At 34.8% G+C, this 14,937-nt stretch carries 13 protein-coding genes; all 13 read right to left on the reverse strand.

Going from position 1 to position 14,937, the window contains the following annotated elements; all coding sequences use genetic code 11:
• Positions 1-9: 9 nt before the first annotated feature.
• Entirely contained in the window at positions 10-1,944 is a 1,935-nt protein-coding gene (gene thrS, locus KPF49_RS04790) for a threonine--tRNA ligase (RefSeq protein ID WP_183672737.1), read from the reverse strand.
• Positions 1,945-2,245: 301 nt separating this feature from the next.
• Positions 2,246-3,181 (reverse strand): primosomal protein DnaI, encoded by a 936-nt coding sequence (gene dnaI, locus KPF49_RS04795; protein WP_183672736.1) that lies wholly within the window; start codon positions 3,179-3,181, stop codon positions 2,246-2,248.
• Between the two features lie 9 nt (positions 3,182-3,190).
• Positions 3,191-4,492 (reverse strand): replication initiation and membrane attachment family protein, encoded by a 1,302-nt coding sequence (locus tag KPF49_RS04800; protein ID WP_183672735.1) that lies wholly within the window; start codon positions 4,490-4,492, stop codon positions 3,191-3,193.
• Positions 4,485-4,949, reverse strand: coding sequence for a transcriptional regulator NrdR (gene nrdR, locus KPF49_RS04805; RefSeq protein ID WP_183672734.1), 465 nt, complete (start codon positions 4,947-4,949; stop codon positions 4,485-4,487). The genes KPF49_RS04800 and nrdR overlap by 8 nt, the downstream gene beginning before the upstream one ends.
• A 112-nt stretch (positions 4,950-5,061) precedes the next feature.
• Positions 5,062-6,069 (reverse strand): type I glyceraldehyde-3-phosphate dehydrogenase, encoded by a 1,008-nt coding sequence (gene gap, locus KPF49_RS04810; RefSeq protein ID WP_183672733.1) that lies wholly within the window; start codon positions 6,067-6,069, stop codon positions 5,062-5,064.
• A gap of 50 nt (positions 6,070-6,119) precedes the next feature.
• Positions 6,120-6,704, reverse strand: coding sequence for a dephospho-CoA kinase (gene coaE / locus KPF49_RS04815; protein WP_183672732.1), 585 nt, complete (start codon positions 6,702-6,704; stop codon positions 6,120-6,122).
• A gap of 4 nt (positions 6,705-6,708) precedes the next feature.
• Positions 6,709-7,569 (reverse strand): bifunctional DNA-formamidopyrimidine glycosylase/DNA-(apurinic or apyrimidinic site) lyase, encoded by an 861-nt coding sequence (gene mutM / locus KPF49_RS04820; RefSeq protein ID WP_183672731.1) that lies wholly within the window; start codon positions 7,567-7,569, stop codon positions 6,709-6,711.
• A 5-nt stretch (positions 7,570-7,574) separates the two neighbouring features.
• Entirely contained in the window at positions 7,575-10,172 is a 2,598-nt protein-coding gene (gene polA, locus KPF49_RS04825) for a DNA polymerase I (protein ID WP_183672730.1), read from the reverse strand.
• A gap of 87 nt (positions 10,173-10,259) precedes the next feature.
• Positions 10,260-11,816, reverse strand: coding sequence for an AbgT family transporter (locus KPF49_RS04830; RefSeq protein ID WP_183672729.1), 1,557 nt, complete (start codon positions 11,814-11,816; stop codon positions 10,260-10,262).
• A 75-nt stretch (positions 11,817-11,891) separates the two neighbouring features.
• Entirely contained in the window at positions 11,892-12,461 is a 570-nt protein-coding gene (locus KPF49_RS04835; protein WP_221265200.1) for a VUT family protein, read from the reverse strand.
• A complete protein-coding gene (gene queC / locus KPF49_RS04840) occupies positions 12,439-13,080 on the reverse strand; it encodes a 7-cyano-7-deazaguanine synthase QueC (protein WP_183672728.1) in 642 nt (213 codons plus the stop codon). The genes KPF49_RS04835 and queC overlap by 23 nt, the downstream gene beginning before the upstream one ends.
• Positions 13,081-13,089: 9 nt before the next feature.
• Positions 13,090-13,578 (reverse strand): preQ(1) synthase, encoded by a 489-nt coding sequence (gene queF / locus KPF49_RS04845; RefSeq protein WP_183672727.1) that lies wholly within the window; start codon positions 13,576-13,578, stop codon positions 13,090-13,092.
• Positions 13,579-13,662: 84 nt separating this feature from the next.
• Positions 13,663-14,928, reverse strand: a complete 1,266-nt coding sequence (gene icd, locus KPF49_RS04850; protein ID WP_183672726.1) for an NADP-dependent isocitrate dehydrogenase — start codon at positions 14,926-14,928, stop codon at positions 13,663-13,665.
• Between the last annotated feature and the right edge of the window lie 9 nt (positions 14,929-14,937).

Here is a 14,937-nt window from a genome sequence, read left to right on the forward strand (position 1 = left end):
ACCCGCCGATTATTTTTTTAGACGAATTTCATCGACAAGTTTGTATAAGAAGTCTTCTTTTTCGTAACTATTTTGTTCTTTCTCTCCATATTTACGAACGTTTACTTCTTTTGCTTCAACTTCTTTGTCACCAACGACAACTTGGTAAGGGACTTTACGAGTTTGCGCATCTCTTATTTTATAACCTAGTTTTTCATCACGTGTATCAATGTCTGCGCGAATTCCGTATGATTTCATTTCATCTAAAATTTCTCGTGCATAATCATAATGTAAATCTAAGTTAACCGGAATAATTTGAACTTGCTCTGGTGCTAACCATAATGGGAATGCACCTTTATATTCTTCAATTAAGAATGCAACAAAACGTTCCATCGTTCCAACAACACCACGGTGAATTACAACTGGACGATGATTTTGACCGTCTTCACCAATATAAGTGAGGTCAAAACGCTCTGGTAATAAGAAGTCAAGCTGAACTGTTGATAGTGTTTCTTCAATACCTGATGCTGTTTTAACTTGAACGTCAATTTTTGGTCCATAAAACGCCGCTTCATCGACTGCTTCAACATATTCTAGTTCTAAGTCATCTGCCGCTTCTTTTAGCATTTTTTCAGCCATTTGCCACATTTCGTCGTCATCAAAGTATTTCTCAGTGTTTTCTGGATCACGATAACTTAATCTAAATGAATAATTTTCAATATTAAAGTCTTTGTAAACTTCTTCAATTAAATGAAGTACACGTTTAATTTCTTCTTTAATTTGATCTGGACGTACGAATACGTGTGCGTCGTTTAAGACCATTCCTCTTACACGTTGTAACCCTGACACTGCTCCTGACGCTTCATAGCGGTGCATCATTCCTAATTCTGCGATACGAATTGGAAGTTCACGGTATGAATGTCTTTCGTTTTTATAGACCATCATATGGTGTGGACAGTTCATTGGGCGAAGAACTAATTCTTCATTACCGACTTTCATTGGTGGGAACATATCGTCTTGATAGTGATCCCAGTGTCCACTTGTTTTATATAAATCACTGTTTGCTAAAATTGGAGTATATACGTGGTCATAACCAAGCGCTACTTCTTTATCGACAATATAACGCTCAATTTCACGACGAATTGTCGCACCGTTTGGTAACCAGAACGGTAGACCTGCACCAACGAGTTGTGACGTATCGAAAATTTTCATTTCACGTCCAATTCTTCTGTGGTCACGCTCTTTTCTTTCTTCTAACATTTTTAAGTGTTCTTCTAAATCTTTCTTTTTAAAGAATGCTGTACCGTAAATACGTTGTAGCATTTTGTTATCAGAATCTCCGCGCCAATATGCTCCAGCAATTGATAACAATTTAAACTCTTTAATTTTAGACGTTCTCGGTACGTGTACACCGCGACATAAATCTGTGAAATCGTCTTGAGTATATACAGTAACGAGTTCATCTTCAGGAATCGCATCGATTAACTCAAGTTTATATTCGTCATCTTTAAATAATTCTTTTGCTTCATCTCTAGATAATACGCGACGCTCGATAGGAATATTTTCATCGATGATTTGTTTCATTTCACGTTCGATTTTAGGGAAGTCTTCAGAAGAAAGACTTTCATCCATATCAAAGTCATAGTAAAATCCGCCCTCAATGACTGGACCGACTCCGAATTTTACATCTTTATAAAGACGAGTTAATGCGTGAGCAAGTAAGTGTGCTGTTGAGTGACGCATCACTTCTAATCCTTCTTCTGATTTATCTGTAAACAATTCAATTTCAGCATCATTTACGATTGGTCTTTCTAAATCGTACATATCTCCGTTTAATTTCGCAGCGACTGATGCTTTTTTTAAACCTGGACTAATTGACCCAGCAATTTCCTCTGCGGTAATGCCACTATCGAATTCTTTTTCACTACCATCTGGAAATTTAATTTTCACTTTAACATCTGACATATCTATTCCTCCATAATTGTTTTAAAAATTAAAAAAAGTCGCCCCTAAATATAGGGACGACTTAAACACCGTGTTACCACCCTGATTTACAAATTTAAAAAATTTGCCTCAGACAATAGGATATAACGCTCCAAAACGTATAGCGATTAAGCCATCATCATTCAAGGTAGTAACTTTAGAGTTTTAATATGCATTTTCACCAAACATGCACTCTCTATAAATAAAACAAAAAAGCTTTGTCCTTTGGATTTATTAATGATTTATCTCTTATTATTATACAATATTTTATATATGTTGCAAACTATTCGTGGCGGTAATTGGGTCCAATTAACTCTACTTCATACGTTAATACCCGAATTCTTTCTACCATTCGCGTCGCTTTGATATTATCGATAGTACCATCTTTTGTGTGAGAATATAACTCGACTAATTGATCGATACTATAATTTGAACTAATAAACGTTGGACGTTTTTCAGCCATACGGCTTTGTAAAATTGGTGTAAGTACCGTATCTCTACTCCAAGCTGTAATATCTTCTGCACCTAAGTCATCAAGCATTAAAACATCCGCTTCTTTTAGTGCACGAATTCTCTCATCACTCGAATGATCTTTAAACCCTGCACGGAGTTCTTGAAGGAGTTCGGGAACATAAATGATCATAGAAGCAATGTTTTTCTCTTTTAACTCATTCGCAAAACTTCCTAAGAAAAATGACTTCCCGACACCAAATTTACCATGAATGTACATGCCCTTATAATCATTTCCACTCACAATATTATGAATGGTCTCAATCGACTTATGAATCACTGTTTCACGGTTTGATCCTTCAACGATTTCTAAATCATCAAACTTTGCATCAACAATATCTTGAGCAATGAAAAAACTTTGAATTAATTTTTGCTTTTCTTTATATCGGTCTTGTTCAAGTTTCACTGGGCACGGTGTTAAATAATGGTTAATTGTACCATTTCTCACTTCTAAGTTAATTAAATACCCGTCCGGATGAGATACACAGTTTCCTTTTTTATCTGTCACACACTCAGTATTTTGATCGATAAACTTTTTAATAATTAATATTTCATCTTCAATCATTTTTTTAGTAATTGTTTCTTCAGTGTCTGCTTCGAACTGTTTGAATTTACTTGAATTTATAATTTCATTGTAAACTGCTTCATTTCTCTTATTTAATTTGTTAAGAATTTCGCTGTTTTTTAACATATCATCAAACGACTTCATTAGTATCACCTACAACTTTCTAAAACGGTCAATCGCATCTTTAATTGAAGCGGACTGTTTTTTAGTTACTCGTTTTTCTGTGTGTTCTTTTTCTTTAGTACTTTCAGTAAACCATTTTGGTTCAACAGCTTGTCGATTCACTTTATAGTTATTATATTTTTTCTTCGACTGATTTTTATAAAATGAACGTGCTGCATTTTTTGCTTCTTCAGCTGTTTGGTATCCTTTACTCTCCCAGTCTCGAGCAATCTTAAATACGTAGTTATCATATAATTGCCCATCTTTTTGAAGTAATGCATACTCGAGTAAAATGTTAATTACACCGTTATTCAAACCTGTTTCGGTGACGAGTCTCGTTACTAATATTTCATCATTTCTTGAAGGGTTATTGTTTCTTAATTGTCTAATTCTCGTAACAGGACTAATCTTATCAAGTTGTGAAAAATAGTCCGCTTTTTCCTCATCTTTACTTTCTACTTTTTCAATCGTTTCAACGTTTACTTTAGTAGGTTCAGCTTCTTTTTCGTAGCGATAATAATCTAGTGCTGCGCGTCTTAAAATATTTAAATCAATACCTTTTGTTTTATCAGTTGCTTTTATAACTACAGATTTCATATCGTATGCGTTTAATGAAAATAGTTCAGCGAGTTTTACGATATTTTCTCTCACTGTCTTTGTGAAAAATTTACGGTCGACAAATGTGCCTTTTAAATGTGTAAATAATACTTCAAAGTCAAAGTCATCAAGCTCAACGTAGCTACCGTCACTCTTATTTTTGCCGTGATAAGAATCTTCACGAATATTTAATGGTTGTAATGAGAAGTTAGAGAACACTTCTGTAAATTTCCGACTGACGTTCGTAATATTTTGTGGAAGAGATGGATATTTCCAGTACTCACGCTTTTTGTTAAATGATGTACTACCGATTTTTGTAAATAAATACATACTTAACATTGGATCATTAAAAAAATGTTCAGCGTCTAACGGTCGTTTTACTTCATATATTAATTGGTCAACGTGTGAATCATTACTGACATATGTTTTCACAAGTCCGACCGCTTCAAGTTTTTCAATTTCTTCACTGAATGTTGATAATGTCATGTTCATTTCATCAATAAATTCGCTATGCATACGTACTTCAAGCGGTTTAAATTTTCTACTAGAATCATGAAGATAAATGTAAATAGACGCTGAAATACTACCAATCATCGGCATATAAATATCATTTAACATTATACGTTCAGTTTCACTTAAAATCTCTTTATTGTGAACAAGAAATTCTGTACGTGGTGTTAAACGAGAATTACTCAATTGTTTCACCTTTATCAAGATGTTTTAATGCATCCATTAACTGGTTAATATCTGTGAATTCTCTATACACACTCGCAAATCGTACGTAAGCGACTTGGTCTAAGTTCATCAATTCTTCCATCACAATTTCTCCAATATCATTAGAAGATACTTCGTTATTGTTTGTATTTCTAATTTTCTTTTCAATACGTTCGACACATTTTTCTACTTCAAGATAACTAATCGGTCGTTTTTCACAAGACTTCATTAAACCATCGAGTATTTTATCTCTATCGAATTTTTCACGTGTATTATCTTTTTTAATAACGACAAGTGGCGATAATTCTATTCGTTCAAATGTCGTAAATCTAGAGTTGCACGCTTCACACTCACGACGACGTCTTATACTTGTCATATCATCTGCGTGACGTGAGTCGATTACTTTTGTGTTTTCGTGTTTACAATTTGGACAACGCATACAATCACCTAGCTTTTTTCATAATTATAACATGATATACCATTTAACATTTAATTAAAAAAACTCTCTATAAGTCATCCTTATAGAGAGTATAATTCACTTCAAAAATTAATTAAAGTTCTTTCGCAACACGTTCAACTAACTCTACTGTACGTGTTGAGTAACCCCACTCGTTGTCGTACCAAGAAAGTACTTTTACTTGGTTATCACCAATTACCATTGTTAAATCACTATCAATAGTTGATGAGTGTGGATTTGTATTAAAGTCACTTGAAACTAATGGTGCATCAGAAATTCCAAGAATACCTTTTAATTCACCTTCTGCAGCGTTTCTAAGTGCTTCGTTTACTTCTTCTTTAGTAACATTTTTGTTTAAGTCTACAACTAAGTCAACTAATGACACGTTATCAGTTGGAACACGTAGCGCCATACCATCTAATTTACCTTCTAATTCTGGTAATACTAATGCTGTTGCTTTTGCAGCTCCTGTTGATGTTGGTACAATGTTTTGAGCTGCTGAACGCGCACGACGTAAATCTTTGTGCGGATTGTCTAAGATTTTTTGGTCTGAAGTGTATGCGTGAACAGTTGTCACTAAACCTTTATCAATACCAAATGAATCATTTAATACTTTCGCAACCGGTGCTAAGCAGTTTGTTGTACATGAAGCATTTGAGAATACATCATATTTTTCAACATCTAAATCTTTGTCGTTAACGCCTAAAACGATTGTTTGTACGTCTCCACCTTTAGATGGACCAGTTAATACAACTTTTTTTGCTCCAGCTGTTAAATGTTTAGATGCAGTATCTCCATGGTTGAAAGCACCTGTTGCTTCAAACACGATGTCTACACCTAAATCTTTCCAAGGTAAGTTTTCTGGATTACGGTCTCTAGTAATTTTGATTTCTTTGCCGTCAACAACTAAAGTATCGTTATCTTTAACCTCAACAGTTTTCTCCCATTTACCGTGAGTTGTGTCGTAGTTAAGTAAGTGAGCTAAGTCTTCAGCATCATAACTTGCGTTTACTGCTACGAGATTTAACGTATCAAAGTCGTGAACGATACGAAATACTTGTCTACCAATTCTTCCTAAACCGTTAATCGCTACATTTGTCATAGTTATAATCTCTCCTAGAATTTATTCAAGTTCATTATAGCACATGAACGTTATAGTTGTTCAAGTAATTCATCAATCTCTCTATAAAGTTCATCTAAACTGCCACGGTTATCTAACACAACGTCTGCGTTTTCTTTCTTTTTAGATAAAGATAATTGTGACTTAATTCTTGCTTTCGCTTCTTCTACCGTATAATCATTTCTTTTCATTAATCTTTTAATTTGAGTCTCTGTATCAACGTAGACGACAATGACAAAGTCAAACTGATCTTCTAATTTATTTTCGTATAATAATGGTATATCTGAGAATACATGACCGTCTTTAATATACTTTTCAGCATCTCTATCCATGTCTCGTCTAATTATTGGATGTGTAATATTATTTAAAACAGCAAGTTCATCCTTGTCATTAAATACGATGTCACCAAGCTTTTTACGATTTAATGTCCCGTCATCTTCTAATACGTCTTCACCAAAATGTTCAACAACCTTTTTAAGTCCTTCAGTTCCTTTGTTTAGTACGTTTCTTGCGTATATATCAGCATCGAGTACGGTGTAGCCTTTATCTTTTAAATAGTTACTAACGGCACTTTTACCGCTTGCAATTCCACCCGTTAGTCCAATTTTTTTATACATGCAATCACCTCTGACACTTTGTACAATAATACGTATTTCGTTGGCCAATTACTTTCGTTTTAATTTCATGACCAAGCGGACAATACTTCTGACCATAAACAGTGAATTTCGTCTGCATATTTCCAGATTCTCCAGACGTGCTTCTATAATCTGAAATCGTTGAACCACCAGCATTTAACGATAACTCAAACACTTCAACAATTTTATCGAATAATAGCTCTAATCTTTTTCTAGAAATATTTTTAACACGTCTCGTTGGTAAAATACCACTTCTATATAATGCTTCAGACGCATATATATTACCAACACCTGGAATAATTTTAGAATCCATTATAATCGCTTTTATATATGAGTTTTCATAACGTTTAGATTTTAGCGTTTCAACGAAATAATTCTTTGCAGTTTCTTCTGTATATTCAGGCGCCATATTTTTAAACGGTAAAAAATCATCGAAATTTTTGATTGTCCGTATTTCACCGAAACGTCGAATGTCTGAATAGACTAATATCTGTCCACTACTTAACTTAAACTGAACGTGCCAATGTTTTTTATAATTCGTTTCAGTAATCTCATCTAAATGATCGACGATAAAAAATCCACCACTCATTCCGAGATGACTGATCATGTAAAACATCTCATCATCATTAATAAGTTCAAAGTACATATATTTACCACGACGTTTTATATTGATGATTTTAGAATTTCTTACTTTTAAAAAATCATCAATGTTTTCCTTAACAATTGTGAGTCGGTTGTTTTTATGGCCGTTAATTACAGTTTGTGATAATACGACGTCTTTAATCTCTAAACCGATTAAAGACGTTAAACTTCTTTTTACGAGTTCAACTTCAGGTAATTCTGGCATGTTATCTACTCCATTGTGTACCAATTTGGACCGTATTCATACTCAACCTTTAACGGAACTTCAATTTCTAATGCATGTTCCATAATTTCTTTAATGACTTCTATAAAGTCTTCAACCTCTATTTTTGGAATATCAAAGACTAGTTCGTCGTGAATTTGTAACAATAACTCTGCGTCGAATTTTTCTTTTTTCTCACTTTCAAAGTAGTTAACCATCGCAAGTTTAATAATATCTGCAGCTGTTCCTTGAATTGGTGAATTCATAGCGATACGTTCTGAAAAGCTTCTCGCGTTAAAGTTACGTGAATTAATGTCCGGAACGTAACGTCTTCGACCGAGTAACGTCGACACGTAACCGTCACGCTTTGCATCTTGAACGATATATTTCATATACTCTTTAACGTTAACAAACGTATCGAGATACGTATCGATAAATTCTTTGGCTTCTTTACGTGTAATTCCAAGTTGTTGAGATAATCCGTAATCAGAAATGCCGTAAACAATACCGAAGTTAACTGCTTTTGCATTCGAACGCATCGTACTCGTCACTTCACTTGGTTCAACATTATAAACGTTGGCTGCTGTAATTGTGTGAATATCTTTACCTTCATTAAATGCTTGAATCATTTTTTCATCTTTAGAAATTGACGCGAGTACTCTTAACTCAATTTGCGAATAGTCGAGTGATAAAAGAACGTTATCTTCACTTTTTGGAACGAACGCTTTTCTAATTTTACGTCCTTCTTCTAAACGAATTGGGATATTTTGTAGGTTCGGTTCGACACTTGAAAGACGTCCAGTTTGAGCAAGTGTTTGGTTAAATCTCGTATGAATTCGACCATCTTCGTGAATTTGTCCTTGTAGACCGACAACGTATGTCGATTGTAGTTTTTGAATTTCACGATACTCTAAAATATATTCAATAATTTTATGCTTAGGACGAAGTGTTTCAAGTACATCTGCCGCTGTAGAGTATCCTGTTTTTGTTTTCTTAATTACTGGTAATTCTAGATGTTCGAATAATACAACTCCGAGTTGTTTCGGTGAGTTTATATTAAACTCTTCTCCAGCAATTTTGTAAATTTCACTTTTTAAATGGTTTAAACGTTCTTCAAGTTCTGTTTCCATTTCTTTTAACGTATCTAAATCAACAGTAATCCCTTTAATCTCCATAGCCGATAACACTTTAGATAAAGGAATTTCTAATTCTTTGAATAAATCGTACATCTCATCGTCTTTAAGTTTCTTTTCGAGTGGTTTTAACGCGTGATGAATCGCGAGTGTTTTTGTTTCAGTAAAATCTTTCGTTTCTTCAATTGTAGGATTTTTCTTATTGCGACCTTTACCATAATGTGATTCGTCGCTATCAATTTGAATATTAAAAGTTTCGACTGTCGTCGATACGTCTACGATTTTTTTACCTGGATCAAGTAAAAATGACCCAAGCATAATATCACCAGTAAAATTAGTAAAAGTAACGTCTAATTGATTTAAAAATGCTATTTGTCGTTTTAAATCATACGTATTGACTGTATCTCTAGTTGTTAAAAACTCTTTAAGTGACTCGGTGTCTATATCTTCGATATTTGTCACAAAGCTATTTTCTCCGTCAGTCACTGCGAGTACTGCTGGCTTATTTAATAAGTAGTTTGCATGTTCACTTTCAAAATATAGTGAGACGTTTTTACCGAGTTCTGATAAACTACCGACTCTCTTTGTTTCAAAAGTCGTCGCATCGTTAACTGGTGCTTCATTTAAATTTTCAAGTAACGAGTTAAATTCAAATTCTTTAAATACTTTAATTTTGGCATCTAAATCTTCAGGTGGTAGTTTTAAATCATCTAAATTAAAGTCAAACGTCATGTCTCTATAAATTGTTGCAAGTTCTTTAGACATTAACGCATCATCTTTAAAGTTCTCTAAATTCTCACGTTGTTTCCCTTTTAACTCTTCAATATTTTCATAGACACCTTCGACTGAATCATATTTTTTAAGTAATTTAATCGCAGTCTTTTCACCGATACCTGGGACACCAGGAATATTATCTGACGTATCCCCCCATAATCCTTTCATATCAATGATTTGTTCTGGGCGAAGGCCATACTCTTCTTCAATAAACTCTGGTGTATATTTATCGATTTGAGTGACTCCTTTTTTCGTAAAGTAAATCGTCACGTGATCACTTGCGAGTTGAGTCAAGTCACGGTCGCCAGTAATAATGATTGTCTCCATACCGTTTTCATCTGCTAATTTAGACAACGAACCGATAATATCATCCGCTTCGTAGTTCTCTACTTCATATCGTTTAATACCATACGCATCAATCAATTTACGAATCGGCGCAAACTGTTCACCTAATTCTGGCGGTGTCTTTTGACGCCCACCTTTATACTCTCCGTATTTTTCGTGTCTAAATGTCTTTTTACCTGCATCAAATGCAATTAAAAAGTGTGTGGGATCTTCTTCACGAATAATTTTATCTAATATTTTTTGAAATCCAAAAATAGCATTCGTATGCAGTCCACTTTGGTTACTTAAAAGTGGTAGTCCATAAAATGCACGGAACGCTAAACTATTACCATCTATTAAAATTAACTTATCCATAGTTCGTCTCCTCTATGAGTGATTAGTTTCATTATACAAGTCGGTTACTTTCTTTCCAAATTAAAAAACACGTCCGAAGACGTGTTTTTATGGATATATAATCGGCGCGTTTGGTCCTAGTGGTAAACCAAGAAGCATCCAGCCGATTAAGAATATTAACCATGTAATTAAGAAGAATATTGAGTACGGTAACATTATTGATATTAATGTTCCGACACCGATATCTTTTACATATTTATTCGCAAACGCAATAATAACCGCGAAGTACGTCATTAATGGTGTGATGATATTTGTACTTGAATCTGCGATACGATAAGCCATTGTTGTTAACTCTGGAGAGTATCCAAGTTGCATTAATATTGGCACGAATATTGGCGCCATCATTGCCCATTTTGCTGATGCACTACCAATGAATAAGTTAATAAATGCTGTTACTAAAACGAATCCGATAATTAAAGGAATTCCTTTAAGATTTAAACTTTCTAATAATTCTGCACCGTATACACCAATGACCATACCGATGTTACTTTCAGCAAAGTACGCAACAAATTGACCTGCGGTAAACGCGAGTACAATAATTGTACCCATTGTGTTCATCGTATCTGTTAACTGATGCGCAACATCTTTTTCACCTTTAATCGTTTTCGTTACAAGACCATAAACGAGACCAGGGATAAAGAATAAAATCGCAATGATTGGTACTAAGCTTGACATGAACGGTGACTGGATAATTTGATCCATGTAACTACCTTCATCTCCACGCATTGGTGAGAATGGGAATGCAACGAGTAAAGAAACAAGTAATACTGAAACAATAATTGAAATAAATGCGTAAAGTAATCCTTTTTTCTCTAAATTATTTAACGCATGCATATCCTCTGAATCATCAGTATTTAAATACTTACTGTCATATGTACCAAGTCGTGGTTCGACAATTTTATCTGACACGAACCAACCAACTATCGTTAATACAAATACACTCGCTGCAATGAAGTAATAGTTCATTGCCACGTTCATTGTTTCAACATACGCTGGGTCTATCATCATTGCCGCATCCATTGATAATTCCGCGAGCATTGCGTCAGTACCACTAAGTAATAAGTTTGCACTAAATCCTGCAGAAACCCCTGCAAATGCTGCCGCAAGTCCTGCGATTGGATGTCTACCAAGAGCTAAGAAAATTACTGCCCCAAGTGGTGGTAATACAACGTATCCTGCGTCACTCGCTAGTGATGACATAATTCCTGCAAATACTAACCCTGCAGTGATTAAAGACTTTGGAATCGCTAAAATAAATCCTCTTAACGCTGCTGAAATTAACCCTGAACGTTCAGCGATACCGATTCCTAGCATCGTAGTCAGTACTACGCCTAAAGGCGCGAAGTTAATGAAGTTATCTACCATGCTTTCAAATATATATGTAATACCGTCTTTACTTAGTAGGTTGTTGACTTCAATTATTTCATTTTGATCTCCGGGATGTACGACTGAAATTCCAATCGCAGATAAAATCGCAGAATCGACTAAAGTTAATACTGCGAGAAGGAAAAACAGAGTCACTGGGTGTGGCAACTTATTTCCTGATTTCTCAACGAAGTCAAGAAACCTTTGGAACATCCCACCCTTTTTATTTACGTTTTCCATGCAAAATCCTCCATCTTAATATGTGTCTATCTTATTTTGTCAGAAAAGACAGTATATTTCAATAAATAGTTCTCTTTACCTAACGTCAGAGATATTAGGCTCATAAATGCCGAGTTTCATAACAATTTGTCGAATACTTCCGGCGACAACTAATTGCATTAAAACTTTGATCATCCATTGACCTAATATCGCATATGGTACGTCACTCCATTCTATAAAGCCCATACCAAATGGAGAAATACCAATAATCACAAATAATGCACTATCTAAAAAACCTGACGCAACGCCTGAGTACATCACGCGTCTAATAAACGGGATTTTAAAACGTGTATAAATCTCAGTATCAATTGTTTCAGAAATTAAAAACGTTACTGTACTTGCCATTACAATCCATAACGGATCTCCAAGTACACGACTTGAAACTGCAGATAAAATTAACGCGAGCGCAATAAAGCCATATGTTTTTTTACGTCCATACACGTTTTGAACCATGTCTCTCATAACGAGTGTTAACCCAATAAAAAACGATCCAAACGGAATTAAAAATACACCGAGTTGAAACGTTCCGTAGCGCGCTGTGACGACGTTAGCGCCGATAATTGTTAATAAATAAATAATAACCCTAATTAGATTTTTTTCTTTCATATTGCTTTAAACCTTCATTTCTAAGTATGCAAGCTGGACATTCACCACATCCGCTTCCTTTAATACCGTTATAACACGTTAATGTCTCTTCTTTTATATATTGAAACACATCTAAATCATCAGCCATTTCCCACACTTCACTTTTATCCTTATCCATAAGTGGTGTGTCAATTTTAATATGACGATCTAAACCTAAACGAATTGCCTCTTCTAAAGCGACAACAAATTCATTTCTACAATCCGGATAACCGCTATAATCTGTATCACTTACTCCAGTCACAATCGTATCTGCACCAATTTGATACGCTGCGATACTTGCGATATTAAAAAATAATATGTTGCGACCTGGCACAAATGTATTCGGCACGTCACCGCTGCTTTCAATATCGATATCTCTCGTTAACGCATTTTCTGTTAAATCATTAATTAACGACACATCGACAACAATGTTTTTTACGTTAAAATCTTTTGCAATCTTTTGTGCAATTTCAACCTCTTCAGCGTGTCTTTGGTTATAGTGAAACGTAATTGTTTCTACTTCATCGTAGTGTTTAAGTGCATATGCTAAACATGTTGTGCTATCTTGCCCACCACTAAATACAATTAATGCTTTAGACATATAAACTTCCTATCTATTATCAATTTTTTCAGGGTACATATCATGTTCAAAGAGACGTTTTTCAGCCATTTTTTCAAACTTAGTCCCTGGTTTACCATAATTTGCATAAGGATCTATTGAAATACCACCGCGCGGTGTGAATTTACCCCAAACTTCAATATACTTCGGATCCATTAACTCAATTAAATCTTTCATAATCATATTTACTGCGGATTCATGGAATCCACCGTGATTTCTATAACTAAATAAATATAATTTTAATGATTTACTTTCAACCATTTTAATATCTGGTATATAACTAATATAAATTGTTGCGAAATCTGGTTGATTTGTCATCGGACATAGTGTTGTAAATTCTGGACAGTTAAACTTCACCATATAATCCATTTCTCTATGGCTATTATCAAATGTTTCTAACACACTTGTATCGTAAGTAGTTGGATATTGTACGTTTTGATTACCCAGTAATGTTAAATCATTCATCGTTTCGTCTTTCATTATGATTCTCCTTTAAATATAGTCTTATTAATTATATAAGATAAAAATAAAAAATAGAACCACCTCAGTGGTTCTATTCATTTACTATTGCATGTTTTCAACAAGTAAGTCGCCGAATTCAGAAGTTTTAACTTCCGACGCGTTATCCATTAATCTCGCGAAGTCGTATGTGACTGTTTTATTAGCGATAGTTGTTTCCATCGATTTATTAATTAAGTCCGCTGCTTCTTGCCAACCAAGGTGCTCTAACATAAGTACTGCAGATAAAATAACTGATGACGGGTTTACAACGTCTAAACCAGCGTATTTTGGTGCAGTACCATGTGTTGCTTCAAAGATCGCATGTCCTGTGTTGTAGTTGATATTTGCACCTGGTGCTATACCTACTCCACCGACTTGTGCTGCAAGTGCATCAGAAATGTAGTCTCCGTTTAGGTTCATCGTAGCTACAACTGTATGGTCTAGTGGATTTAAAAGAATTTGTTGTAAGAAAATATCTGCGATAGAGTCTTTAACGATAATCTTACCTGCTTTTTCAGCTTCTTCTTGAGCTTTGTTCGCAGCTTCTTTACCTTCTTTTTCTACGATTCTATCGTATTCACCCCAAGTAAATACTTTATCGCCATATTCTCTTTCAGCTAGTTCATAGCCCCATTTTTTGAATCCACCTTCAGTGAACTTCATGATGTTACCTTTATGAACGAGTGTAACTGTTGGTTTATTGTGCTCGATCGCATAGTCAATCGCCGCTTTAATTAAACGTTCAGATCCTTCTTTAGAAACTGGTTTTACACCGATTGCTGATGATTCTGGGAAGCGAATATTTTGTACACCCATCTCATCTTGTAAGAAGTTAATAATTTTTTTAACTTCATCACTGCCTGATTCGAATTCGATACCTGCGTAAATATCTTCAGTGTTTTCACGGAAGATTGCCATATCAACTTCCTCAGGATTTTTAACCGGTGACGGCACACCGCTATAGTGTCTAACCGGACGTAAGCATACGTATAAATCAAGTTGTTGTCTTAATGCAACGTTTAATGAACGAATACCTCCACCGATTGGTGTTGTTAGTGGTCCTTTAATTGCGATTAAGTACTCGTTAATTTTATCGAGCGTGTCTTGTGGTAACCATTCGCCTGTTTTATCGTATGCTTTTTGACCAGCAAAAACTTCAAGCCATTCAATTTTCTTTTCACCGTTATATGCTTTTTCTACAGCACTATCGATGACTTTTTTAGCTGCTGGCCAGATGTCTTGACCAATTCCATCTCCTTCGATAAATGGAATGACTGGGTGGTTAGGTACGTTTAGTACACCATTTTCTAAAGTAATTTTTTCTGCCATGAATGATTC

The sequence above is a fragment of the Nosocomiicoccus ampullae genome (assembly GCF_019357495.1).
GTDB lineage: Bacteria > Bacillota > Bacilli > Staphylococcales > Salinicoccaceae > Nosocomiicoccus > Nosocomiicoccus ampullae.

Bases quoted from the DNA above. Each gene is read 5' to 3' on its own strand.
- thrS (WP_183672737.1), bottom strand. From the start codon at position 1,944: ATGTCAGATGTTAAAGTGAAAATTAAATTTCCAGATGGTAGTGAAAAA.
- dnaI (WP_183672736.1), bottom strand. From the start codon at position 3,181: ATGAAGTCGTTTGATGATATGTTAAAAAACAGCGAAATTCTTAACAAA.
- nrdR (WP_183672734.1), bottom strand. From the start codon at position 4,949: ATGCGTTGTCCAAATTGTAAACACGAAAACACAAAAGTAATCGACTCA.
- gap (WP_183672733.1), bottom strand. From the start codon at position 6,069: ATGACAAATGTAGCGATTAACGGTTTAGGAAGAATTGGTAGACAAGTA.
- coaE (WP_183672732.1), bottom strand. From the start codon at position 6,704: ATGTATAAAAAAATTGGACTAACGGGTGGAATTGCAAGCGGTAAAAGT.
- mutM (WP_183672731.1), bottom strand. From the start codon at position 7,569: ATGCCAGAATTACCTGAAGTTGAACTCGTAAAAAGAAGTTTAACGTCT.
- polA (WP_183672730.1), bottom strand. From the start codon at position 10,172: ATGGATAAGTTAATTTTAATAGATGGTAATAGTTTAGCGTTCCGTGCA.
- KPF49_RS04830 (WP_183672729.1), bottom strand. From the start codon at position 11,816: ATGGAAAACGTAAATAAAAAGGGTGGGATGTTCCAAAGGTTTCTTGAC.
- KPF49_RS04835 (WP_221265200.1), bottom strand. From the start codon at position 12,461: ATGAAAGAAAAAAATCTAATTAGGGTTATTATTTATTTATTAACAATT.
- queC (WP_183672728.1), bottom strand. From the start codon at position 13,080: ATGTCTAAAGCATTAATTGTATTTAGTGGTGGGCAAGATAGCACAACA.
- queF (WP_183672727.1), bottom strand. From the start codon at position 13,578: ATGAAAGACGAAACGATGAATGATTTAACATTACTGGGTAATCAAAAC.
- icd (WP_183672726.1), bottom strand. From the start codon at position 14,928: ATGGCAGAAAAAATTACTTTAGAAAATGGTGTACTAAACGTACCTAAC.